Origin of the sequence: Flavobacterium reichenbachii, assembly GCF_002217435.1 — a bacterium.
Taxonomy (GTDB): Bacteria; Bacteroidota; Bacteroidia; order Flavobacteriales; family Flavobacteriaceae; genus Flavobacterium; species Flavobacterium reichenbachii.
Window position 1 is genome coordinate 35,093 of record NZ_MUHF01000008.1, and the last position, 25,058, is coordinate 60,150.

Consider the following 25,058-nt stretch of genomic DNA (forward strand, 5'->3'; position numbering starts at 1 on the left):
GTGATGTGATCATCATTGCGTCCCACTCCCAGTGGTTGAAACCACTGGCTATGTTTCCCTATTATTGAGATTTATTATTCTTGTTTTTTTTTTCATTCCTATTTTCAAACACAGCCCGAGGTTTCAACCTCGGGAAACGTATTCTATGCAAATTATGATCCTAATTGTGCTTTAATAATTGTGATGTTATCATCATTACGTCCCAGTCCCAGTAGTTGAAACCACTGGCTATGTTTTCCTATTATTGAGATTTATTATTCTTGTTTTTTTCCATTCCTATTTTCAAACACAGCCCGAGATTTCAACCTCGGGAAACGCATTCTATGCAAATTATGATAACAACAAACGATAGATTTTGCTATTTAAACGAGTGTTTCTGCCCATTCGATGAATAGTCTAATGCAGGCTGAATGTAAGGAGGTAAATTTACTTCAGTTAAACATTTAAAACCAAAGAAATTATGGAAATCATTCAAACCAAAGAAAACGCATTATCACATTCAGCAGTAACTGCAGTTATCAATGCTCCAATTGAAAAAGTAAATATCGCAGACTGGCTTTTAAATCTTCCTGATGCAGAATACCAACGCTGTTCGACACAACATATTGGCGCGGGAATTACCAGCACTTATGACGGCCAGCCAATGTCTATCAATGTAGAAACAATAGGCGACGCATTAATGGTGCAGCATTATGTTGCAACTGTTTATCGCCCAGATTATTGCCGTATGTTATCAATCTCAGATTCTATTACCCAAAACGGACGTACCAAAGTGCAGGTTTTATGGGAACTTAAAGTAACCAAAATCGACGAAAACACTTGTCTTTATACTAACGAAATTCATGCAACTGCCACACCGCAAATGTTTGAATATCTAAAAGAACACGGAGTAAATCTAGCCGGTGCAGCCGCTTCAAGACAAGCTGCTTCTGATGCTCACAATCACGAAGAAACGCCTAACTTTGCTAAAAGCATCGAAAACAAAGCTTTAACAGGTAAATACAATCAGCCTTTTTAATGATAATAAAAACAGAGCGTGCTAATGTACGCTCACTTTATTTTTGGGCATCATGAAAAAAAACTTATTTGAAATACTAATCGGATCTTGGACTTTGGTTGAATTGATTGAAGTACCTTTAGATGGCGGAGAAATCATATATCCGATGGGCAACAAACCGAAAGGCCTCATAATTTATAGTGGCGATGGTTATATGTCGGCACAAATAATGAATACTGATTTTGAAAATTTGGATTCAAAAAACAATGCCGCTTATCTCGCCTATTCTGGACCTTTTCAAACTGATGATGAAAAACAAACAGTCAGCCATACGATGTACGTTTCGCTTTTTGAAAATTGGAGAGACCAAACACAAAACAGGAAAGTTATTTTTAAAGACGGATTGCTGCATTTAGAAACCGATAAACCTTTTACGAGTAATTCACAATTAGTAATTCATAAACTCACTTGGAAAAGAATTGAACAATCTAACAAAAACCATTAATCAAAAATCAAATGAAAGCAATAGTTATAACCCAGCCTGGAGCTCCGGAAGTACTGAAACTACAAGAATATCCAATGCCGGAAATAAAAGGTGATGAACTTTTAATTGAAGTAAAAGCTGCAGGCTTAAATCGTTCTGATATTTTTCAGCGTGAAGGTAATTATCCGGCACCGCCTGGCGTTTCTTCAGAAATCCTAGGTTTAGAAGTATCTGGAATTGTAATCGAATGCGGACCAGATGTTACTGATTTTAAAATTGGTGATAAAGTTTGTGCAATTCTTGCAGGCGGCGGTTATGCAGAATATGTCATCGTGCGCGAAGGTCAGTGCCTTCCAATTCCTTCTGGACTGACTTTTGCCGAAGCTGCAAGTCTGCCGGAAACCGTTTTTACAGTGTGGTCAAATATTTTTCAAAGAGGGCAACTTACATCTGGAGAAACGCTTTTGATTCACGGCGGCAATAGCGGTATTGGCATTACAGGAATTCAGATTGCTCATGCTTTGGGTATTCGCGTAATCGTAACGGTCGGTTCTGATGAAAAAGGACAAAATTGCCTTGAACTTGGTGCCGATTCGTTTATAAATTACAAGACTCAGGATTTCGAAATCATTTTGCAGGAAGAAGGAGTTGATGTTATTTTAGATATGATCGGTGGTGATTACCTCAGCAAAAATGTCAACATCCTTAAACCAGAAGGCAGATTAATACATATTAACGCCGTAAGCGGAAGTCATGTAGATCTTGATCTTTGGAAAGTGATGACAAAACGTTTAACTATTACCGGAAGTACATTAAGAAGCAGAGATTATGAGTTTAAAAAACAATTGGCTAAAGAAGTGCAAAAAAATGTCTGGCCTTTAATAGAATCCAAACAATTCAAACCCATTATTTTTAAAACATTTCCTTTTACAGAAGCTCCTGAAGCACACCGATTGTTAGAAGAAAGCAGACATACAGGCAAAATTATACTAGTTAGATAATTTTTAATCTGATACAATAATCGAAACCAACTTTTATCAACCTAAAACAAATAGTAATATGGAAAATCAAGGCGCATCTGTTGTAATAACCCACCATATTTTGGATGGTAAAGAACAACAATATGAAAAATGGCTGGATGAAATCGTTCCCATTACCAAAAATTCAAATGGTTTTATCGATTTGCAGATTGTGCGTCCGATTCCGCATTTAACGTTTGTTTACACTGTTATTATCCGATTTGATACTATCGAAAATCTTAAAATCTGGATGGAATCTGACGACCGAAAAATGCTGATTAAAAAAGCAAATCCTTTCTTTAGAAAAAATGATAAGTACCAAATAAAATCAGGTTTAGATTTTCTTTTTAATGCAGAAAATGAAGGAAATAAAATTCCCGTTCGCTGGAAACAATTCTTGGTAACCTGGTCGGCCATTTATCCATTATCGCTCGTGATTCCATTACTGGCACTCCCCTTTTTAAGGTTTTTACAAATTCCGGCATATCATTATTTTGATGCTTTGGTAAACTCCGGTTTTATCGTCTTTTTGATGGTATTTGCCGTAATGCCAAATTATACCAAACTGATCAAGAAATGGCTTTATAAATAATAAAACACATAACTGCTGGGTGTAAATTAATGTTCTTTAAACACATAGAAACATAGAATTTATTTATAAAAAAGTGAATAAAAAGAAACGAGTTTCTAACACATAGTTAACTATGTTTATTTTAAAAAAGTGAAACGCCTTTTTTAAGTATTCTAAATCTATGTTTCTATGTGTTAGAATAATTGACAACTGGTTAAATACATCTTTATAATTTACGAAATCACTGTCTTACGCAGTGATTTTTTTTATTTAAACACTAATAAACAAATATTTACCACTTTAAAATCTATCGAGATCTCTAAATGATTTCCTAAAGTTTCTCTTACTAAATTCAACGACTCATTTTGCCCATCTAACGAATTCAAAACATACTCCGATCATATCTTCAATAGCTTTACAATAGAATTAAAAACCAATGTTTGAGATACAACAAGGAGAGCTTCTTTAAAAGATTTTTCCGATTGTGGTAGCAAACCAAAAAAACTAAACCTTAAAAAATAAATCTTATGCTGCAGAAAAATGAAGTTGCGCCAGATTTTACATTATACGCAACACCCGACCAAAAAATCACTTTATCAGAATTCAAAGGAAAAAATGTGATTTTAGCCTTTTATCCTGCCGACTGGAGTCCGGTCTGCAGTGATCAAATGGCACTTTACAATGAGATGCTTAAATTTTTCAAGAAATACGATGCCGAAATTTTTGGTATTTCTGTAGACAGCAAATGGTGCCACACGGCTTTTTCTCAATCTAGAAACCTGCACTTTCCTTTATTGGCTGATTTTGAAAGTAAAGGAGAAATCGCAAAAAAATACGGCGTTTATAATGAAAAGGAAGGCGAATGCAATCGCGCACTCTTTGTAATTGATAAAAACGGAATCATACAATGGAGTTATCTGTCGCCAATGGCTATAAACCCCGGAGCAGATGGAATCTTAGAAGCTTTAGAAAAACTTTAAAACTAACATGTTGAGTTTTTTTTAAACACATAGAAACATAGTTTGATAGATTTAAAAAAAGGCGTTTCACTTGCATTAATGCGCATAGTTCTCTGTGTGAGAAACGAGTTTCTTTTTATATTCTTTTCACCAGGAAAATAAAATCTATCCCGAAGCTTCGGGACTATGTGTTAAAAATCTACTATCAACAAATTAAAACCAATTAATTATGTCACTAAAACCAGCAGTCAGTAAAACTGACCATATCCAAGGAAAAAAAGATTCAGATATCGTAATTGTAGAATACGGAGATTATCAATGTCCGTATTGCGGAGCAGCGTATCCTGTTCTTAAAGAAATGATGAAAAAATACGGAAGTAAGATCCAATTTGTATTTAGAAACTTTCCGTTATCTGAAATGCACCAATACGCACGCCCGGCGGCAATTGCGGCAGAAGCTGCAGCATTACAGGGAAAATTCTGGGAAATGCACGACGCTATTTACGAAAATCAGGAATATTTGAGTGAAGCTTTTTTATTAGAATTAGCAGAGAAATTGGAGCTTGACCCTCATCAATTTAATACGGATATCAAAAAGTTAGAAGTAGCTACTAAAATAGATTCTGATTTTGAAAGTGGTATTATGAGCGGCGTAAATGGGACTCCTTCCCTATTTGTTAACGGAAGAAAATTTAACGGAAGTCCGGAAGATTTGTTACAGCTGATGAGCGAAATCGCCAAATAAATACAGACGGATGCGCCGTTTTAAAATCAAATAAAAGCCTTTAATTATAGAGGAAAGTCTATTTTCTGATGTTATTTTTAATTAAATTTACGTAGCAAACTCAATTACAATCTTATGGAAATAAATTATTCGGAATTAGTTTCCATTAAACATGTAAACATTCAAAGAATAGACGGAACTAAAATTTCAGAGCTTTTAGATACACTTTCAATTGAAGAACCTCTTGAGATCAGAATATCCTATGGTACTGATAAAGAGCGAATCCAAAAGAATATTTCGGTTACCATGCGCACTCCGGGCAATGATATAGAACTGGCAATTGGTTTTTTGTTTACAGAAGGAATTATTACTTCTTTTGAAGATATAAAAGAAGCTTATCCCATCAAAATGAATTGTTTGTCGCAAAAACAAAATATTGTTCAGATTGATCTAAAAGAGAATTTCAGTCCAAATTTGATGCAGACCGATCGCAATTTTTATACTACTTCAAGTTGCGGTGTATGCGGGAAAAGTTCTATTCAGTCTATAAAAACGGTAAGTCCGTTTGGGAATCTAGTGAGACCTAAAGTTAAAATTGAAGCTTCTGTATTTTATCACTTACCTAAAAAATTAAGAATGGCTCAAAGTGACTTTGCTTCTACCGGAGGTTTGCATGCTTCTGGACTTTTTACTACCAAAGGTGATCTGATTCTTTTAAGCGAAGATGTAGGAAGACACAATGCCTTAGACAAATTAATTGGACAATCACTGATGAATAAATCGCTGCCTTTAAATGAGCATATTTTACTTCTCAGCGGAAGAGCCAGTTTTGAATTGATTCAAAAAGCCGCAATGGCAGGGATTTCTATAATTGCTTCCATTGGTGCTCCGTCCAGTCTTGCGGTAGAACTTGCACAAGAATTTAATATCACGCTTTTGGGATTTCTAAAAGAAGACAGATTAAATATCTACAGTGCTTCTGATCAAACTGTTATAGTGACTCCCTGAAAATAATTTACGCCGATAGCAAAATCGTACTACCAATTAAACAAAAATGCAATGAAGGAAGATAAAGAACAAAACACAGATAGTTTGGCAAATAAATTAACCGAAGCCGAAAATCCATACCAGCTTTCAAAACTTAAAATCACAAAAGTAGAAAAATGGGCTGCAGGCGTTCCTGCTGTTCTGGCTGCAGTGAATGATCTTATTGAAGATAAAGCAGTTCTTAGAGGTGGTAAAGCTTTGTTTAAGATGAATCAAAAAGGCGGTTTTGACTGTTCCAGCTGTGCATGGCCGGATCCTGATGACGATCGATCTCCTTTGGGTGAATATTGCGAAAACGGTGCAAAAGCTTTGGCAGAAGAAGCCACGACCAAAAAAGTTACGGCAGCTTTCTTTAAAGAAAACTCTGTTTATAGCCTTTCAAAATTAGACGATTATCAAATTGGAAAAATGGGAAGGCTGACCGAGCCGATGTATTTACCAGTTGGCGGTACACATTATCAGCCAATAAGTTGGAATGATGCTTTTGCAAAAATTGCTTCACACTTAAATGCACTTGAATCGCCAAATGAAGCTGCGTTTTATACTTCGGGAAGAACCAGCAATGAAGCTTCTTTTTTGTATCAGCTTTTTGCAAAAGAATTCGGAACCAACAATATGCCGGATTGTTCTAATATGTGTCACGAAACTTCTGGAACTGCTTTGAAAACCACAATCGGAATCGGAAAAGGAACCGTTACTTTAGAAGATTTTTATGATACCGATGTGATTGTAATCATCGGACAAAATCCGGGAACTAATGCTCCGCGAATGCTGAGCGCTTTAGAAAAAGGCAAGAAAAACGGAGCGAAAATTATTGCTGTTAATCCGTTGCCCGAAGCTGGTTTAATGGGATTTCATAATCCGCAGGCCATAAAAGGAATTATAGGTTCAGGCGGAAAACTTGCTGATCTTTTTCTTCCAATAAAAATAAACGGCGATATGGCATTTTTAAAAGCCATTGAACTTTTATTAATCGAATTAGAAAAGAAAAATCCGGGTGAAGTTTTTGATCATGAATTCATCAAGGATAAAACAACTGGTTTTGAAAATTTCCAGAAACAATTTGAAAATTTAGATTTAGATCATCTTGCCTTTCTTTCTGGTGTTCCTAAAGATTTAATTATTGAAGCCGCAGAAATAATCGCCTTTAAAAAACGAATCATTGTTTGCTGGGGAATGGGACTCACACAACAGCCAAACGGTGTTGACATGATCCGAGAAATCGTCAATATTTTATTGATCAAAGGAAGTATTGGAAAACCAGGCGCCGGAGTATGCCCCGTTCGTGGGCACAGCAATGTTCAGGGAAACCGAACCATGATGATTGATGAGAAACCTACCAATGAACAATTGGACCGACTACAGAAATATTTTGGTTTTAATCCGCCACGAGAACATGGTTATGATGTTGTTGAAACCATAAAAGCAATCCACGAGGAGAAAGTGAAATTTCTTTTTTGTATGGGAGGAAATTTTCTATCAGCAGCACCAGATACCACTTACACCGCAGAAGCATTCAGAAAACTGAAACTTCTTGTATGTGTATCTACAAAACTTAACAGAGGTCATTTAGTACACGGGAAAGAATCTATTATACTGCCTACCCTTTCGCGAAGTGATATGGATGTTGTAAATAACGAAATACAGATTATCAGCACCGAAAATTCTATGGGTGTCGTGCAGTCTTCAAAAGGCGTGCTTAAACCAATATCAGATCAATTTATAAACGAAATGCAAATTGTCTGCCGTATGGCAATGGCAACGCTTGGTGCTAAATCAGTTGTAGATTGGAAACGTTATCACGACAGTTATGATGACGTGAGAGAAGCCATAGAAAATTGCATTCCGGGTTTTGAAAATTACAATAACAGAGTTCGGGAAAAAGGCGGTTTTTATCTCCCAAATGCGCCGCGTCATGGTGAATTTAAAGCTAAAGAATCGGCTGACAGAGCTTCTTTTACGATAACTGAAATTCCTGATAACGAACTGGAACCAGATGAATACATGATGGCCACAACACGCACGCATGACCAGTTTAACACCACTATTTATGGTATGGACGATCGTTATCGCGGTATTAAAAATGAACGCAGAGTAATTTTCATGAATCAGAAAGACATTGAAAAAGCGGGACTTAAACCTGGAGAAAAAGTAGATTTATTTAATTATAATGATGGAATCGAAAGAATTGCACCTTTATTTATTATCGTTTCTTATGAAATTCCAGAGCGAAATACAGTCACTTATTTTCCCGAAACGAATGTTTTAGTTTCTGTAAATAATGTGGTCAAAGAAAGCAACATGCCGGCATCTAAATATGTCAAAATAAAAGTAAAGAAACACGATCCAGCTATTTATGAAAGGATAAATCGAATGTAATTCTTTCAATACGAATATTTAGCAGAAGACTTTAAGGCACTTATTTTAGATTAAAAAAAGTAATAGCGCTGTTACAATTCATTAGTTAATCTAGGTTAATCGAAACGTCTTCGCTTCATATATACATTTGTAAAAGAAATCTAAGTCAAATAAAACAAAGAAACACTTAGATATTAATTACAATACAAATTAGGATACCTCCTAAATTTATTAATCTTAAAACCAAAGAAATGAGTACAATTACAGTAAAAGACGGAACACAAATTTATTATAAAGATTGGGGAACAGGACAACCGATAGTTTTTCACCACGGATGGCCTTTATCTGGAGATGATTGGGATGCACAAATGATGTTTTTCCTGAAACAAGGATATAGAGTTATTGCTCATGACAGACGCGGACACGGTCGTTCTGGTCAAAGCTCAGAAGGAAATGATATGGAAACTTACGCAGCAGACGTAGCAGAATTGACAGAAGCACTTGACTTAAAAGATGCAATACATATTGGTCACTCCACTGGTGGAGGAGAAGTGATACGTTATGCTTCAAAATATGGAAAAGGACGTGTTTCAAAAGCAATTATAATTAGTGCAGTAACGCCGATAATGATTCAAAACGAATCAAATCCAGAAGGTGTTCCATTATCTGTTTTTGATGAAATAAGACAAGGTACAGGTTTTAACAGAGCACAATATTTTTACGATTTCCCTATTCCGTTTTACGGATGGAACCGCGAAGGAACAACTGTTCACGAAGGTATTAAACACAATTGGTGGCGTCAGGGAATGATGGGTTCTGTATTGGCTCATTATGAAGGAATTAAAGCGTTCTCTGAATCAGATTTCACAGAAGATCTTAAAAGTTTAGATATTCCCGTTTTGGTATTGCACGGAGAAGACGATCAAATCGTTCCTTTTAATCAGGCACCAAGAGCTGCAAAACTTCTAAAAGATGGAAAACTAATTTCGTATCCAGGATTTCCTCACGGAATGCCAACTACTGAGGCTGAAACTATTAATAAGGATATTTTAGATTTTCTTAAATCTTAAGCAAGATCCAGTTACATTTTGAGTTGTTCTAAAAAAGAGGAACAATTTGTACTACTAAAATTAGATAAATCGGGACAGAATTAGTTTTGTTCCGATTTCTTTTTTTCTGTTTTTTAGGTTTGATTTTTATTTTGAAATTATTCTTTTCTTTATTTTCTGAACGTATTAAATCTTCATTGGAATCTTGCTGAATTGAATCAATTTTTAAAGTAATATACTTAACTTTGGGAAACTTAAATCATAATGAAAATTAAAATTTTTATTTTATTCATAGTAATTTTTTCTATTAATCTTGTTTTATCTCAAGACAAAAAGAAGGAAATTATTGATTGTCTGAAAAAAGAAATGGATGAAAAAAAAATTCCAGGCTGTCAGCTGGTGGTACTTAGAGATAATAAAATTTTATTATCTGAAGTACTTGGAACTGCTTCTCTGCCATTTTCAATACCTGTTAAAAAAAACACCATTTTTTCTATAAATTCTATTTCTAAAGTTTTTACTTCTGTTGCCGTAATGCAATTACAAGAACAAAATAAAATCAATATAAACGAACCTATTTCCCATTATATCGATTCTATCCCCGAAAATTGGAAAAAAATAACCATTAAACAATTGATGAGCCACACATCTGGACTTCCAGACATCGAAGATGATAAAGGTTTGATTGGAAATAAGGGACAAGATTCTGCATGGTCCATTGTGAAAAAATTACCCATGCAATATAAAGTGGGAGAAAAGTTTAATTATAATGCGACCAACTATTTTATTTTACAACGTATTATTGAAAAGTACAGCGGGACAACATTTGAAAAATTTGTTCGCAGAAATCAGTTTGATCCATTGGGAATAAAGCAGTTGTACTATGGAAATTCTTATGATGTAATTACCAACAAATGTCCCACTTATTCCTATTATAATCAGGATCTTATAACCAATGAATATATAAAAGGCACCAAATTAAAGGAAACATATGAAGAATTCCCATCAAAAATGATCAGTGATGCCGGTGCTTTTACAACAGCCGAAGAAATGGCAAAATGGATAATTGGTCTTCAGTCTGGTAAACTTCTTAAAACAAATGAAGAAGTGGAGACCATTTGGGAACCTGTAAAACTGAACGATGGATCTTTTGATGGTTTTGGCGGACTTTTAAATGCGTATGCGTTGGGCTGGCCCGTAATTGTCCGTAAAAATCATCCAGCAGCTGCCTCTGTCGGCGGAGGCCGTGCAGCTTTTATTATTTATCCAAAAGATAATCTTACGATCATTCTTTTTTCTAATCTTACCGGTATTTTTCCAGAAGAAATCATTGAAAAAATAGCAAAAATTTACGTTCCGGATATAGGCAATTAACTTTATCCTTTTACGATCTCATCTACTATACGCTCAGAAGCCGCTTCACAGAAATCCAAACCAGAATAATCGGGATTAAAACCGCCTATATAAGGTACCGCCATAATATATATGTTTTTATTATAGGCACCGTATTGATCAATAATTTGGTAATTGTCATTAATTGCTATTCCGGATACATGAAGAAAATAATCACCCTGAATATCTTTCTCGACAATTTTATTATTTTGTGTGAATGCATTCTGACCAGCTTCATCGGATTTAAATTTCAACCGAGCCGGACTAATGGCTTTCTGGGACAATAAACTTTTAAAAGGAAAATCATTATAGGACAAATGCGGCTGTCCAGCACAATCGATAAATGTTTTATAAAAAACAGAATGATTTTCATTAGCATCGTCTGAGAATTTATAGAGAATACCTCCTTCATTTTGCGGTTCAATGGTACTATCTTCTCCAACCGGAATAAGATCTAATACTCCAGCTTGATGAAGCGCAAGAAGTTCCTCGCAGGATTTCTGAGGAACAAATGCAATTACAATAGAAATTAAAGGCATAAGAACTTTTTGAAGCCGCTGCATATCTTCTGCGGCAAAATATTTAGCCGGATGGTTCATTGCAAAACTAAGAACGGCAAGCATTTCTTTCCAATAAATTGACTCTTGTCTTCTAATTGATTTTTCTGCCTGAGTGTATTCTGCTCTTAAAAGCTGAAATGGATCAAGGCGTTCACGAAGTTCCATCATATCAGCAACAAATTCTTCAATTGAAAAATCTTTAATACGCTGATAAAATTCAGGATCCTTTTGGCGGAAGATTTCTTTAAAATCTTTTTCAAAAAGAAAATCAAGCGACAAAAATCCGTTGTTGTTTTTTTTGTGTATTTCTATTTCTTCCTGCGTCAATAAAAATTTATTAGAAAGATGTGAATCCTCCAGATGAAAACGCACTGCAGGAAGCAGACCGCTTCTGGAATGCATCATGATTTTAAACTCTGTACTTTCTGGAAACAATTCAAAATAAAGGTTTCCATCTGTTCCTTTTTCAAATACCCCGTTATGTCTTGCAAGTGTTCTTACGGCATCTATCGCAGTTAAGGATGAACCTTTTACAGCAATAGCATGATTGATTTTCTGCAAAAGTTTCTGAGGCGGATAAGGCGCGTCAAAATAACCGGGTATAATGCCTTCATAACGTATCGGCCAGTTATGCCCCGTGCAGATAATGGCATAATCAAATTCTTTATTAATCTCATTTGAGGTTTCAATTCTTACAACAGCATTTTCTGTATCGTAACTAATATCGGTAACTGCAGTCTCAAAATGCACCGTCGTATTGATTTCTGCATCTTCGGCCATTTTTCGCAGCAAATCAAATTGTCCTGCAAGGTAATATCCAAAGAGTAACCTCGGAAGTACCTTATATTCGTTAAATTGATCGGGATCAATTTTAAATCTTTGTAATAATTCAACAGGAGCAGTTTTTATCCATTCTGATATTGGTGTCACAATATGAGGCACTTCATTATCAGACACATTGGTTATATGCTCATCATTTGCTCCTTCCCTGCTGTAAGGCATTCCGGAGCCCAGTTCTGTTTTTCTCTCAAAAATATCAATCTCAAAATCATTTGCTCCAGATTCAATTAATCTTTTATAAGCAAAAAGTCCGCTTGGACCGCCGCCTAAAATTGCAATTCGTTTTATTTTACTTTTGATATTCATTAAATTGAAAATTAAAATTTTCAATAAAAGTACACACTGCTTTTATGCCCGGCTTACATAATATTTTCTAAAAGTTATAAAATACCTTTGATAAACTAATATTGTAAAGTTTAAATAACATCGTAATTCTATTCTTGATTTTCTTCTAAATCGGCTGCACTTTCAAATTTCTTAATAATCACTTTCCTCAAACGTTCCTGATTACCATCTCCCCAGCTTCCTAAAGCGCCTATTACAGGAATCAGACTTTCGCCAAATTCAGTAAGACTATATTCAACTTTTGGCGGTACTACAGGATATATCTTCTTGACAACCAGTTCATGTTGTTCTAGTTCGTTCAACTGAATATTCAAAACCCTGCGAGAAGCGTCTGGTATTTTACGCTGTAATTGGCTTGGTCTTTTATGACCATCATTAATAAACCAAAGCAAACGTATCTTCCACTTTCCGTAAAGTACTTCACCAATCAGGTCAAGTCCGCAATTTAAGTTCGGTATTGTTTTTCTTTCATACATATTGTAAAAGTAAACGTATGCTCTGATTTATGCAATAGGGGAATAATTTATCCCTATCTGAATCGTAATTCCGTACTTGTGAGAAAGTTGCATACTTCTCAAATTTGTACAAAAGAAATCAATTATGGAACATACACAAAATTATCAGAATGAGTTATCAGGTAAAATTGCTTTGGTAACTGGCGGAACAAAAGGAGCTGGAAGAGCCATTGCCGAACGTTTAAAAAATGCGGGAGCTAAAGTAATTATCAGCGCAAGAACACAACCCGAAAAACCAGATGAGGATTTGTATTTTATTTCGGCAAATCTAAGTAAACCAAAAGATGCCGATAAAGTTGCTTCAGAAATATATGAGAAATTCTGTAAGCTGGATATTCTTGTAAACAATCTTGGAAGCTCTGAAACTCCCGGCGGAGGATTTGCTGTACTGACGAATCAGGATTGGGAACAAACCATACAAACCAATCTTCTGGCTCCAGTTCGGCTGGATAAGGTTTTTCTTCCTCAGATGATTGAAAGCAAAAGTGGAGTAATCATTCATATTGAATCGATTCAGGGAAAACTGCCTTTGTATGATTCTACTCTGCCCTATGCTGCCGCAAAAGCCGGATTAATCAATTACAGTAAAGGTTTATCAAAAGAAGTATCTTCAAAAGGCGTACGTGTGCTAACCGTTTCTCCAGGCTGGATTATGACCGAAGCATCACAAAGAATGGTGGAACGCATTTCTCAAAGCAGTAATATATCTGTTGACGAGGCTGAAAAAAGCGTTATGGATGCCTTAGGCGGAATACCTTTCGGAAGGCCTGCCCAACCAGAAGAAGTCGCTGAACTTGTCGGATTTCTGGTTTCTCCAAGAGCAGGTTATCTGACCGGAACGGAGTTTATCATTGATGGAGGAACAGTTCCAACAGTATAATTTTATTACAAGCAAAAAAAACAAAAGACTGATCTTAAACATACATCAGAGAATCAACAAGAAATTATTAATAATAAAACAGACAAATTATGAACTTACCAGAAGTAATAAAAGAGTTAGTAAACGCTCAGAACGATTTTAACAGTACCGATTTTGCCAATTGTTTTTCTGAAACTGCAAAAGTATTTGATGAAGGCAAAAACTACACGGGCAAATCAGAAATAAAAACCTGGATAGAAAAAGCCACCAAAGAATATAATTCAGTAATGAAACCAATAGTTTTTGAAGGAAATACAGAGCAAGGCAGTTTAAAAACAGAAGTGTCAGGAACTTTTCCCGGAAGTCCTATTGTACTCACCTATAATTTGAAATTTGAAGATGGGCGCATTCAGTCCCTTAAGATTGACTAATGAGTGCAAAAATTGCCAGTGCTTATTAATTTGAAAAGAAAAAAAAAGAGCTGTGTTAAACAGCTCTTTAGGTCTTTCAATTCTACAAACTAACTAATTCAAAAGTTTTAAAATAAAAATTTATGAAAAACCACTATTATAATGCATTAAAAACCATTACTTTCCTTTTGGTTTCATAACAACTTCTACTACATTCGGATCAGCAAAAATATTTTTTGCATAATTCCTGATATCTTCAGCCGAAATACTGTTTACAACTTTTTCGTATGCTGTTTCATCGATTATTTTTTGGTTGTAAAAGGAATTATTAATCAGGGCGCTCAACCAGAAATTGTTTTTATTAATATTTTCTTTGTTGAGTTTCAAAACCGTATTTTTTATTGCTTTGATGTCTTCGGCACTACTTGGATTTTTTTGGATTAATGCAATTTGATCGTATATAATTTTCAACAATTTAGCTGCTTTTTCAGGATCGCTGTCAAAACTAATTTCCATTGAAAAATTAGACGTTGGAAGTCTTTTAAACGAACTCGAAACATTTACGCCATAACTTCCGCCTTCTGATTCCCTGATGATCTCAAGGTATTTTTTAGACAATAATTCTTTTATAAAATACAACTTTAGATTATCTTCTAAACTATACGGAATTTCTTTGGTCATTCTGAGATAAATAGAAGCTTTTGGCACTGCCATATCACGTAAAATGGTGCTTTTGCTAATTCCGTTTTTTGGTGCAATCGGAATAGTTTTATACGACTCTAATTTATTTTTATCTGATGAAATGCTTCCAATATACTGCTGTACTAATTCAAGCATATTATCCGGAAAATTCCCTACGAAGAAAAAATTAAAATCGGCAGCATTCTGAAAACGCTCTTTATAAATCTGACGTGCTTTATTAAAGTCTAACTGACTCATGAATTTTTGATCAAAAATTGGCACTCTCACATTGCGATTGCTGTTAAGAAGCGAGATCGTATCTGTAAATATTTTGTAATCATTTGTCAGGTTATTATCCAGCGAATTCTGAAGTTTTGTTACAATTTTTGCATATTGATTTTCATCAAATCTTGGATGTTCAAACTGAAGATACAGCAATTGTAATAACGTTTCTACATCTTGTTTGCTGCTGTTTCCCTGAAATCCTTCCTGAATAGAATTGAGAGTTGGTTTTATAGCCGCATTTTTTCCCGTCAATTTATCCGTTAAAGCTTCAACATCAAAATTGCCAATTCCGGAATTATCAGATAAACTGATTGCGATTTGAGACGACGGAATATCTTCGGTTTTTATCAAAGAACTGCCTCCGTTACTGTATGCAGAAAATAAAACCTCGTCCTGAGATAAAGCCGTTTTGTATAAAACCACCGTCGCTCCGTTTTCTAAAACATATTTTTTTGCGTTCGGAAGATCTTCTATTGCAGCTTCTTTTACTATTTTAGAACCTTTCAGCGTTTCTGAAATTAAGTTCTCTTCTACAGAACTTTCTTTGTAAGGTTCTAACGGAATTGTTTTTACAGCGGCAAGTATCTTTTCAAAAGCGGACTGCGTTGGGTAAACCACATTTTCTTTATCAGAACCTGTTACCGATAAAAATACATTTTCGTTGGTTTGCAATTCTTTTACGGCCGCATTGATCTGCTCTAAAGTTATGGTGTTTAAACGTTTTTTAGTCTCTTCAAAACTTACTTTATCTTCTAGAAAAGGATCTGCTTTTAAGAAATAATAAGCCAATCCCATAGATAAATCATCGCTGTTTAGTTTGTCCTGATTTCGAAGTAAATTTTCATAATAGCTTATGATTTCCTTTTTGTTTCTTTCGAATTCACTTTCAACAAAACCAAATCTTTTTGCTCTTTCAAATTCTGTCATCATTTCCAGAAAAGCCGCTTCCGTTTGTCCGTTTTTAGGCGACACATACAATCCAAAAGTATACTCTAATCTTGAAATTCCAGATTCTCCGGTTTGAATCGATAATGCTGCTTTATCTCCGTTTTTTAAATAATTCTGATAACGCCTGTTAAGCATATTAGCACATAAAGAATTAATTAATTGTTTTCGCTGCCAGGCATCGTCTTTTACTAACGGATATTTCTTTTTGAATGCCAAAGCAACATTCATCTGTCCTACTTCTTTATCTTTTGCAATTACAAAATCTAATTTTTTGTTTTCAGGAATTGACACATAATAACGTTCTGCAGGATTTGCAGGCAGCTGAATGTCTGAGAACATGGCCGTAATTTTATTTTCGATCACTTTTGGATCAACATCTCCAACTACAACAATAGCCTGTAAATCTGGTCGATACCATTTTTTATAATATTCTTTAAGAGCATTATATTTGAAATTATTAATGATATTCAAATCTCCTATAACATCTCTGTCTGCATATTTTGAACCTTTGTAAAGTACTTTGTCCGTTTGAAGTCTTAATCTAAAATCAGCCGTTCTTCTGGTTCTCCATTCTTCACGAATGACTCCTCTTTCTGCATCAATTTCTTTGTTATTTAAAGATAAAAAACCAGACCAGTCGTGTAAAACCAGTAAACAGGAATCTATTAATTTTTCGTCTTTTGCAGGAACATTACTCAGGTTATAAACCGTTTCATCTACATCTGTATAAGCATTTATATCGTCGCCAAAACGAACGCCTTTTTTCTCCAGCATGTTAATTATGCCTTTATCCGGAAAATTTTTAGTTCCGTTAAAAGCCATATGTTCCAGAAAATGAGCCAATCCGTTTTGATTGTCGTTTTCTAAAATGGCTCCAACATTCTGAACAAAATAAAAACAGGCACGTTCTTTTGGCCATTCATTATGCAGTACATAATATTTCATTCCGTTTTTTAATTTTCCCGAGACAACCTCTTTATTCAGCGGAATTGTCGTCGAAAATTGGGCGGCGCTTTTAAATCCGATGAAAAGGAGAAAAAGCCAATATTTTGATTGAGAGATTTTCATTTGATAATTATTATTGTTGAATTTTATTTTTTAAACACATAGTATGATAGGATTTAGATGCTCTAGAAAAGGCATTTGGAGTTATATTTAATTTTAACCGCAAAGTTCGCTAAGGTTTAATTTTACCTTACGCATCGAAAACACATCCCGAAGTCTCGGGACGCAAAGCTAGATCAACACAAAGATTTGCGAACTTTATCAAACTTTGTCAAAGTTCAAAACTTTGACAAAGCTGACATTAACGTAAAGCTATGTGCGAAGAAACGAGTTTCTTTTTTATACTCTTCTTATTAAGAAAAAAAACCTATGCCTCTATGTGTTTAAAAAACTTATTTTTTTTCAATTTGGGCTAAATTCTACACGCGGATTTATAGACCTTAAGGATTCTCAAACTTTGTCAAAGTTCAAAACTTTGACAAAGCTGAAATTAACGTAAAGCTATGTGTGGAGAAACGAGTTTCTCTTTTATACTCTTCTTACTAAGAAAAAAAACTATGCCTCTATGTGTTTAAAAAACTTATTTTTTTCAATTTAATCTAAATTTTTACACGCGGATGAAAACTGATTCGCTATCACGAAAACGCGGATTTATGCAGTTTTAATGTTTATAGAAAAATCCGTTTTTATCAGCGTCTTTACGAAGTAAATCCGTTTCATACGTGTCCCAAATTATTTTTTAAAGTTCCCTATTCCTTCCTGAAGCCACTCATAATATCCATTAATATCTGGATTATAAGCCGATGGCGTATTTAAATCTTTTTCGTTATGATCCATTAAAACATAATAAGGCTGTGCATTTGTTTTATATTTCAGGATTTGAAGTTCGCTCCACTTCTGCCCTGTATATTTTAAAACCTTTCCTGTAATTTTAGAAACAACTTTTTCATTTTCAGGTAATTCACGCTTATCATCTACATACAACGAAATAAGTACGACTTCATTATTTAATAAAGCAGAAACTCCTGCATCGGGCCAGACACGTTCTTCCATTTTACGGCAGTTTACGCAGGCGTATCCTGTAAAATCGATCATTACAGGTTTGTTTACTTTTTTGGCGTACGCCAAACCCTGATTATAATCATGAAAAGTCGGAATTCCGTTTGGACCGCTTTCTGCACCTTCCGGTAATGCTGTTTTTTCGCTGTTTATTGCGGTTGCATTTCCAAAACCATTTGGCGATTCACTATATTGTTTTGCCGGCGGAAAACCACTAATATATTGCAAAGGCGCACCCCAAAGCCCCGGAATCATATAGATTACAAAAGACAGGACCACAATTCCCAAACTGAGTCTTCCGACAGAAATATGGGTTATGGGAGAATCGTGCGACAGCTGTATTTTTCCGAATAAATACAAAGCCAAAACAGAGAAAATAGCGATCCAGATGGCGAGAAATACTTCTCTTTCTAGTAAGTGTAATTGCAAAACTAAATCGGCGTTGCTTAAGAATTTTAAGGCTAAAGCTAGTTCTAAAAATCCTAAAACAACTTTTACCGAATTTAACCACCCGCCCGATTTTGGCAGTGAATTTAACCAGCCCGGAAAAGCGGCAAATAAGGTAAACGGCAAAGCAATTGCCAATGAGAATCCAAACATTCCGATGATTGGCGCGATTCCTGCCTGACTTGCTGCCTGAACTAATAAAGTCCCAACAATTGGTCCTGTACAAGAAAAAGAAACTACGGCTAAGGCCAAGGCCATAAAAAAGATTCCGAATATCCCTCCTAATTCTGATTTCTGGTCTACTTTGGTTAACCAAGAACTCGGAAGTACAATTTCGAACGCTCCTAAAAAAGATAAAGCAAAAACCAAAAGAAGTAAGAAAAAAACAATGTTAAAGACCACATTTGTTGCTAAGGCGTTGAGCGCATCGGCACCAAAAACGGCAGTTACCAAACTTCCTAAAATAACATAGATTACAATAATAAAGAATCCGTAAAGCATGGCATTTCTTATTCCTGCTGCTTTTGTTTTGCTTTGTTTGGTAAAGAAACTAACGGTCATTGGAATCATTGGGAAAACACAAGGCGTTAACAAAGCGGCAAGGCCTCCTAAAAAACTCAAGAAAAACAATGTCCATAAATTTTCATCAGAAGTTTTAGTTTCTGTAACGGTTTTTGATGTTTTTACTGGTTTTTCAGGAGTTGCCTCAGCACTTTTACTAACAGGATTTGTTGTGTTGTTTAGGCTTTCCTGTTTAGTAATAGATTCGGCTGTAACCAAATCTTTAGTATTTTCCTCTTTTGAAACTGCTGTTTCTTCTATTGTATTTTGAACTGAAACTGATGTTTTTTTAAACGTAAACTGTACTTCTTTTTCAGTTGGCGGGAGACAGCTGTTGTCATTACAAACCATAAAAAATACGGTTGCATTGATTTTAAACGCATCTCCAGATTTACGTTCTATATTTTGTGTAAAAACCGCTTTGTCTGCAAAATATTTAATTCGCATCTGAAAAACCGGATCATCTACTTCATGTCCTTCAGGTTCTGCAACTGTTCCTGTTTTTTTATAATTTTTAGAAGATGAAAAAGTAAAACTCGTTGGCACGGGTCCGCCTTTTGGAACGCTTTGAGAATAAATATGCCAGCCTTTATCAATCTTGGCGGTAATAATTAATGTGTATTTATTCTCACCAATTTCTTTGACAGAACCTGTAAACGAAACCGGATCATAAATTTGGGCAGTAAGGTTACTTATCGCAAAGAAAATTGCAATAAAAAGAAATATTTTTTTCATGATGTTAGAGAAATATACTTATTGTATTTTTTTTATCTAAATGCTTTTAAACACATAGAATCATAGGATTTTAAAGCTTAAAAAGCATTTTATTTGTTTAAATAAACATAGACCTTAAGAATCTCAAGCTTTGTCAAAGTTTTGAACTTTGACAAAGCTGACATAACGTAAAGCTATGTGTGGAGAAATGAGTTTCTCTTTTATACTCTTCTTACTAAGAAAGAAAAACCTATGATTCTATGTGTTAAAAAAAATCTTGCAGTCTGTAAATCCTTGACAAAAGCTGAAACTTTGACAAGATGCTTATGTTATTATTTTTTATACTGGGACAGAATCCACTTAGAAACATCTTCCAGAACTTCCGGCGCAAAAACCTCATCTATATTTTTGACTTCTGCACTGGTGCACAGCGTGCAATGCTGGTACATATGATTGAGTCCGGGATATATTTTGGTGGTGACATCTTTGCTTTTTAGGTATTTCTTAAAATTATCCAGATTTTCTTTTGCCGGAACCTGAATATCTTTATCTCCGTTTATTGCCAAAACCGGAATGGTAATTTTTGGAAGATAGTCCTGCGGATTATAATGAATGGTATAACGATACCATTTACGCTCTGCATCTTTAGAATAACGGTACAAAAAAGTCTGATCGCGTCCGTCCCACATTTGAACTTCTTTTAATGTAGTTGAATCCTGCAGTTTCATCCAGTTTTTTAGTTTTTCTGCCAATACAGGTTTTACCGAATCTGTGGCTTTTAAATTGTAAACCGCCTTAAACATAATGTTGTACATTTCCATTTGTTTGGTGACTACTTTTTCTGAAAAACCAAAACTTTTTAATATTGCCGTGTTCTGAAGGTTCAGCATTTCCAGACCGCTCACGCCAACGCCAGACATGCTAACCATGAATTTTACGTCTTTGTTTCTCGAACTCACGATTGAGGCAATCATCCCGCCTTCGCTGTGTCCGATTAAACCAATTTGTGAAGCGTCTATGTTTTTATCCGTTTTTAAATGGGCAATCTGTTCGTCTACATCATCTGCAAAATCTCCTGTTGTAGAAGTTTCAAAATTTCCTGTTGTTTTACCCATACCACGGTCGTCTACGCGTAAAGACGCGATTCCTTGTCTTGCCAAATAATCTGCTAAAACGGTAAACGATTCTCTGCCCATAAAGGTATAATTACGATCGTGCTGTCCGGTTCCGGAAATAAGTATGGCTAAGGGATATTTCTTTTTGCCGTTCGGAATTGTTAAGGTTCCTCCGTATGTTAGTTTTGTGGTTTTTCCTAAAAAAGTCATATCAATAACCTGATAAGGATATGGCTTTTTGGGATGCTGTGCAAAATATAACGGCTGAATAGTTTTTTCTTTCTTGAAAACAACAGCGGCGTTTGGAATGGAGTAATAATTAAAAACACCCGATATTTCTGTTTTATCTGAATTGTATTTTCCTTTAAAAGTAAAACCATACATTTCATTCTTAAAAGAAACACTATCTGATACAACTTTAATAACCGCGCGGACAGAATCCATTCCAAGTTCTGGAAAACTCACTTTAATCGAATCTAATTTTTTGCTTTCTAAATCGCCAGACAAAATAATTCGATACGAATGATGTTGTCCCTGCCAGATAATTTGTGCAAAACTATACTGGCAAGTCATCATCAGGAAACTTAAAAATCCTAAAAGAATTCTGTTTCTCTTTATATGTTTTATGAATGAAGTTTTCATTATTTATTTTCTTCTTTTAAATAAGAAACGATGATTGAAATTTCATCCAAAAGTTCGCTTGGGCTTCCAAAATAACCATTAGACATCCATCTTAATTTTCCATTTTGGTCGATGATCATTTTTTCTGGAATTCCCGAAAATTTGAATGCTTTAGAATATTTATAATACACTTGGTCTAACTTTCCGGTTTTTGGATTTTTTCCATCATACAGAATTGTAAAGTCAAATCCTTTTTCTTTAATAAAGGCTTGTGTCTGAGCTTTAAAATCTTTAATATATTCCTGCGTATCTACAAAGTAAAATTTTACGTTATCATCATTCTGATATTTTTTTACTGCCATCTGCATTCCCGGCATTGCATTTTTGCACGGTCCACACCACATTGCCCAGAAATCAAGCACTACGATTTTTCCTTTTTGATCGGCTAATTTTACTTTACCGCCTTTACTGCTTTCTAATTCAAATCCTTCTATTGGCAGATTGATTAGTTCAGAAATCAGTTTCTTTTTATGATCCTGAATATTACTTTCTGATTTTAAAGATTGTAAATAAGCCTCAAAACCAACTTCGTTCCCACCTTCTTTTAAATAAATTGCTTTTAAAGAAGCTAATATTTCCGGAGTTACCTGATTTTCTTTTACTGCAGCTGCTATATATTCTTTAGCTTCGACTGTTTTACCTTTTCTCAATAACATTCTGGTGTAAACTTCATTGTAAGAAGCATCTTTATAACCAAAGAACGGTTTGATTTTGGCTAAATATTTTTCTTCTAAATCATATGCTTTTGTCGCTTCCAGAAGTTTAGCACGAGTAAAATATTCTCTTGCTGCATAATCCAGAACCTTTGCCTGCCACTCTTTTAGTGATAATTTTCCGGCATACATTTTTGGCACATATGCTTCTCTGCTTTCCATTTCTGCAATAATGGCATCCGAGTATTTTCTCAGCGTTTCTATGTTTGCTTTTTCAATTCCGTCACTATCTCTGTTAAAAGGAATTGAAACCAAATGCCAGTGATAATCTAATAAATTGGTAAACGAAACTTTCTTGACGCTGTTAATGGCGTAATTGTAGTCTTTGTTGTTTACGATGTAAGTGTATGCAATTGCTTTAAACATTTTATCATAAAACAAACTCTCTGTGTCGGTATAAACATCTTCAAAACTGCTTTGAGGAAAATTCTTTTCAAAAGCTTCGTACAGTTTTACTTTTTTATCAAAAGCAGACTCCATAAAAACCTTTCTGATTTCCTGATCGCGGGCTAAAACTCCTTTTGGGTATTTTGCCAATAAAACGGTTTGTACAGAATCTACAAAAGCTTTGTTTGCTTCTAATGGCAGCAATGCAAGCGATTTCTGAATGCTGTATTGTGCTGTATTATCTAAATTATTATCTGCCAATACGAAGCGTAATTCTCTCTTAATCAGTTTAGCTTCATCTTGTCCTGTTACAAGCTGCTTTAATTTTAATCCTTCAAAAAAGATACGCTTGCGTGATTCCGGATGGTATTTTAGTTCATAATTCGCCCACATTAACCCAACTTCATTTTTTATGTATGCGCTGTCATGTACAATATTGGGTACCTGATCCTGAAAAGGTTTGCTTCGTAATAATCCCCAGCCTATATAGGCTCCGGGTACTTTTTCGAACATCCAGGCGTGAGGCATTTTTTCTCCTTTATCAACTAAAGTGTCTGATTTGAAAACACAGGAAATAAAAGACGCATGATCTGAAAGTTTCATTTTGGTCTGCCATTTTTTATCGCCTGCAGGCTGCATTGTAATGTCATTTGCCAGCCACTTAAAATTATCAAACGTATATACAACTCCAGTTACATTCTTTGCATTTTGTAATGGACTATCTGAAGCAATGTAGGTAATCGTTATTTCGTCTCCAGGATTAGGATGTTCCGGAGAAAGTGAAAATTTTTGTACAGGTGCGGCCTCTTGTGCCAATATAGCATTAGTGATACTGAACAAAAACAGTATCCATTTCATTTTTTTCATTTTTCTTTTTTTTGAAATTTAGTGCACCCAGAAATTCGGGTGCACTTTGATAATTAACCTAATTATGGATTTTTTTGTAAGTTTGGTGCGTACTCAAAATAAATAGGCGCATACGGCATTTGGTAACGATCACTGTTTGGTGCAAGTGTAAAAGTCTGTCCTCCAAAAACATGAGTAATAGTTTTGGCAAATTCCGGCTCTTTATTTAAACGTTTCAAATCAAACCATCTAAAACCGCCCTGCCCCATTAATTCTCTTCTTCTTTCTGCTAAAACTTTGATTAGAGCATCTTTACTATCTGTTGCAGTCATCGCAGTATATTGTGAAGCTCTAAATCTTTTTTGTCTTAATTTATTTATTTCAGCCATTGCCAATTCACCAGAACCTGCTCTTGCTTGACATTCAGCTTTTATCAACATCATTTCAGATACCGTTGGACCTCCATTTCTGCTTTCTCCAGTTATACCTTCTTTAGCGAAGGTTCTTCCTACTGTATATTCAGAATTAAAATTACTGGATGGCTGTGTTAACAATACATATCGTAAATCATTTGTATCAAACGAGTTAATTAATTCATTACTTAACGAGAGAATTTGAGGTGCATAAGAAAAAGAAGTATATCCATTCCATTTTGACAAAATTAGTTCTGCATCTAGTCTTCTGGTAGGAAAAGCATTAAACTCAAAATCTTGATAATTATTTAATGTACTTTGAATAGCCAATGCTTTTTGTGCATTTTCTAAAGCCAAAGGATAGTTACGCATATACAAATAGGTTCTTGCTAAAAGTGCATAAGCGGATGCTCTGGATGGAAATGCTACATTGTTACCAGAATTGATTGGTTTTAAACCTGAATTTACGGCATCATTTAAATCACTTAGAATAATATCATAAGCATTTTGAACTGTAGATCTCTTTATGTCTTCTGAAACTGTTGGAGTTGTAAAAAGCACAATTCCAAGATCTGTTGCGGCCGTTGTGGCATCATACGCTTTTCCAAATGTGTTAACTAAGGTTAAAAAGATGTAAGCTCTATGTACTTGTGCTTCTCCTTTTATCGCTAGTTTTTCAGCTTCTGTTCCGTTTTTACTTTTCATTACTTCATTGATTACAATATTTGTGTTGTACAATGACGTATACATACCATTCATATTATAATCTATCTCAGCATCAAAATAAATTTGATCTGCCCATTTGTAAAAATTAACAAAAGGACGATAGTAATCTGATGCTCCTAGTGCAGTGGTCTGCGCTTCATTCTGAAAACTTATATCATCTGAGGCAACATCTGCAGCACCATAGGTAAGATCATATACATATGAATTCTGCAAAAGATATCTATAGTTTTCGGTTTCTTCGGGTATTAATCTACCTTCGGTTTTAATATCGACATAATTATCGCAGCTTAAAACAATTGCTCCTAAAGCAATGATCGTGATGTATTTTAAATATTTTTTCATCTTTAA

Annotated in this window: 19 protein-coding genes; 12 read left to right on the forward strand and 7 right to left on the reverse strand. The window is 34.9% G+C overall.

The window, feature by feature from the left end:
• Positions 1–460: 460 nt before the first annotated feature.
• The 10 genes from B0A68_RS09085 (at position 461) to B0A68_RS09130 (ending at position 10,582) form a co-directional block, all read left to right on the forward strand.
• Positions 461–1,018, forward strand: a complete 558-nt coding sequence (locus B0A68_RS09085) for a hypothetical protein (protein WP_035680025.1) — start codon at positions 461–463, stop codon at positions 1,016–1,018.
• 52 nt (positions 1,019–1,070) lie between these two features.
• Complete coding sequence (locus tag B0A68_RS09090) at positions 1,071–1,502, forward strand: lipocalin-like domain-containing protein (protein ID WP_035680022.1); 432 nt, start codon at positions 1,071–1,073, stop codon at positions 1,500–1,502.
• Positions 1,503–1,513: 11 nt separating this feature from the next.
• Positions 1,514–2,482 carry an NAD(P)H-quinone oxidoreductase gene (locus tag B0A68_RS09095; RefSeq protein ID WP_035680019.1) on the forward strand — a complete coding sequence of 323 codons (969 nt, stop codon included), beginning with the start codon at positions 1,514–1,516 and terminating at the stop codon, positions 2,480–2,482.
• A gap of 58 nt (positions 2,483–2,540) precedes the next feature.
• On the forward strand, positions 2,541–3,092 hold the full coding sequence (locus tag B0A68_RS09100; RefSeq protein WP_035680016.1) for an antibiotic biosynthesis monooxygenase: 552 nt from the start codon (positions 2,541–2,543) through the stop codon (positions 3,090–3,092).
• Between the two features lie 506 nt (positions 3,093–3,598).
• Positions 3,599–4,051, forward strand: a complete 453-nt coding sequence (locus B0A68_RS09105; protein ID WP_035680013.1) for a redoxin domain-containing protein — start codon at positions 3,599–3,601, stop codon at positions 4,049–4,051.
• Positions 4,052–4,259: 208 nt separating this feature from the next.
• Positions 4,260–4,775, forward strand: coding sequence for a DsbA family protein (locus tag B0A68_RS09110; protein WP_035680011.1), 516 nt, complete (start codon positions 4,260–4,262; stop codon positions 4,773–4,775).
• 114 nt (positions 4,776–4,889) lie between these two features.
• Positions 4,890–5,762: a formate dehydrogenase accessory sulfurtransferase FdhD gene (fdhD, locus tag B0A68_RS09115; protein ID WP_035680008.1), complete on the forward strand. Its 873-nt coding sequence runs from the start codon at positions 4,890–4,892 to the stop codon at positions 5,760–5,762.
• 51 nt (positions 5,763–5,813) lie between these two features.
• The gene (locus B0A68_RS09120) at positions 5,814–8,180 is read left to right on the forward strand and encodes an FdhF/YdeP family oxidoreductase (protein ID WP_051892415.1); all 2,367 of its coding nucleotides are present in this window, start codon (positions 5,814–5,816) and stop codon (positions 8,178–8,180) included.
• 230 nt (positions 8,181–8,410) lie between these two features.
• Complete coding sequence (locus B0A68_RS09125; RefSeq protein ID WP_035680006.1) at positions 8,411–9,229, forward strand: alpha/beta fold hydrolase; 819 nt, start codon at positions 8,411–8,413, stop codon at positions 9,227–9,229.
• Positions 9,230–9,472: 243 nt separating this feature from the next.
• Positions 9,473–10,582, forward strand: coding sequence for a serine hydrolase domain-containing protein (locus tag B0A68_RS09130; protein ID WP_035680003.1), 1,110 nt, complete (start codon positions 9,473–9,475; stop codon positions 10,580–10,582).
• A gap of 2 nt (positions 10,583–10,584) precedes the next feature.
• Here the strand turns inward: B0A68_RS09130 and B0A68_RS09135 are convergent, their stop codons facing one another.
• Together B0A68_RS09135 and B0A68_RS09140 are read right to left on the reverse strand one after the other, a co-directional pair.
• The gene (locus B0A68_RS09135) at positions 10,585–12,306 is read right to left on the reverse strand and encodes an FAD/NAD(P)-binding protein (protein ID WP_035680000.1); all 1,722 of its coding nucleotides are present in this window, start codon (positions 12,304–12,306) and stop codon (positions 10,585–10,587) included.
• A 128-nt stretch (positions 12,307–12,434) separates the two neighbouring features.
• Positions 12,435–12,821, reverse strand: a complete 387-nt coding sequence (locus B0A68_RS09140; protein WP_035679998.1) for a winged helix-turn-helix transcriptional regulator — start codon at positions 12,819–12,821, stop codon at positions 12,435–12,437.
• A gap of 124 nt (positions 12,822–12,945) precedes the next feature.
• On the opposite strand from B0A68_RS09140, the gene B0A68_RS09145 reads away from it, so the two are divergent.
• Both B0A68_RS09145 and B0A68_RS09150 read left to right on the forward strand, forming a co-directional pair.
• On the forward strand, positions 12,946–13,740 hold the full coding sequence (locus B0A68_RS09145; protein ID WP_035679995.1) for an SDR family oxidoreductase: 795 nt from the start codon (positions 12,946–12,948) through the stop codon (positions 13,738–13,740).
• 89 nt (positions 13,741–13,829) lie between these two features.
• Positions 13,830–14,150: a nuclear transport factor 2 family protein gene (locus B0A68_RS09150; protein WP_035679993.1), complete on the forward strand. Its 321-nt coding sequence runs from the start codon at positions 13,830–13,832 to the stop codon at positions 14,148–14,150.
• Positions 14,151–14,306: 156 nt separating this feature from the next.
• Here the strand turns inward: B0A68_RS09150 and B0A68_RS09155 are convergent, their stop codons facing one another.
• The 5 genes from B0A68_RS09155 to B0A68_RS09175 form a co-directional block, all read right to left on the reverse strand.
• Positions 14,307–17,111, reverse strand: a complete 2,805-nt coding sequence (locus B0A68_RS09155; RefSeq protein ID WP_051892414.1) for a M16 family metallopeptidase — start codon at positions 17,109–17,111, stop codon at positions 14,307–14,309.
• Between the two features lie 669 nt (positions 17,112–17,780).
• Positions 17,781–19,850 (reverse strand): protein-disulfide reductase DsbD family protein, encoded by a 2,070-nt coding sequence (locus B0A68_RS09160; protein WP_035679990.1) that lies wholly within the window; start codon positions 19,848–19,850, stop codon positions 17,781–17,783.
• A 311-nt stretch (positions 19,851–20,161) separates the two neighbouring features.
• Positions 20,162–21,586 carry an alpha/beta hydrolase family protein gene (locus B0A68_RS09165; RefSeq protein ID WP_051892413.1) on the reverse strand — a complete coding sequence of 475 codons (1,425 nt, stop codon included), beginning with the start codon at positions 21,584–21,586 and terminating at the stop codon, positions 20,162–20,164.
• Complete coding sequence (locus B0A68_RS09170; protein WP_035679988.1) at positions 21,586–23,592, reverse strand: TlpA family protein disulfide reductase; 2,007 nt, start codon at positions 23,590–23,592, stop codon at positions 21,586–21,588. Before B0A68_RS09170 ends, B0A68_RS09165 begins: the two co-directional genes overlap by 1 nt.
• 62 nt (positions 23,593–23,654) lie before the next feature.
• A complete protein-coding gene (locus B0A68_RS09175; RefSeq protein ID WP_035679984.1) occupies positions 23,655–25,052 on the reverse strand; it encodes a RagB/SusD family nutrient uptake outer membrane protein in 1,398 nt (465 codons plus the stop codon).
• Positions 25,053–25,058 lie beyond the last annotated feature (6 nt).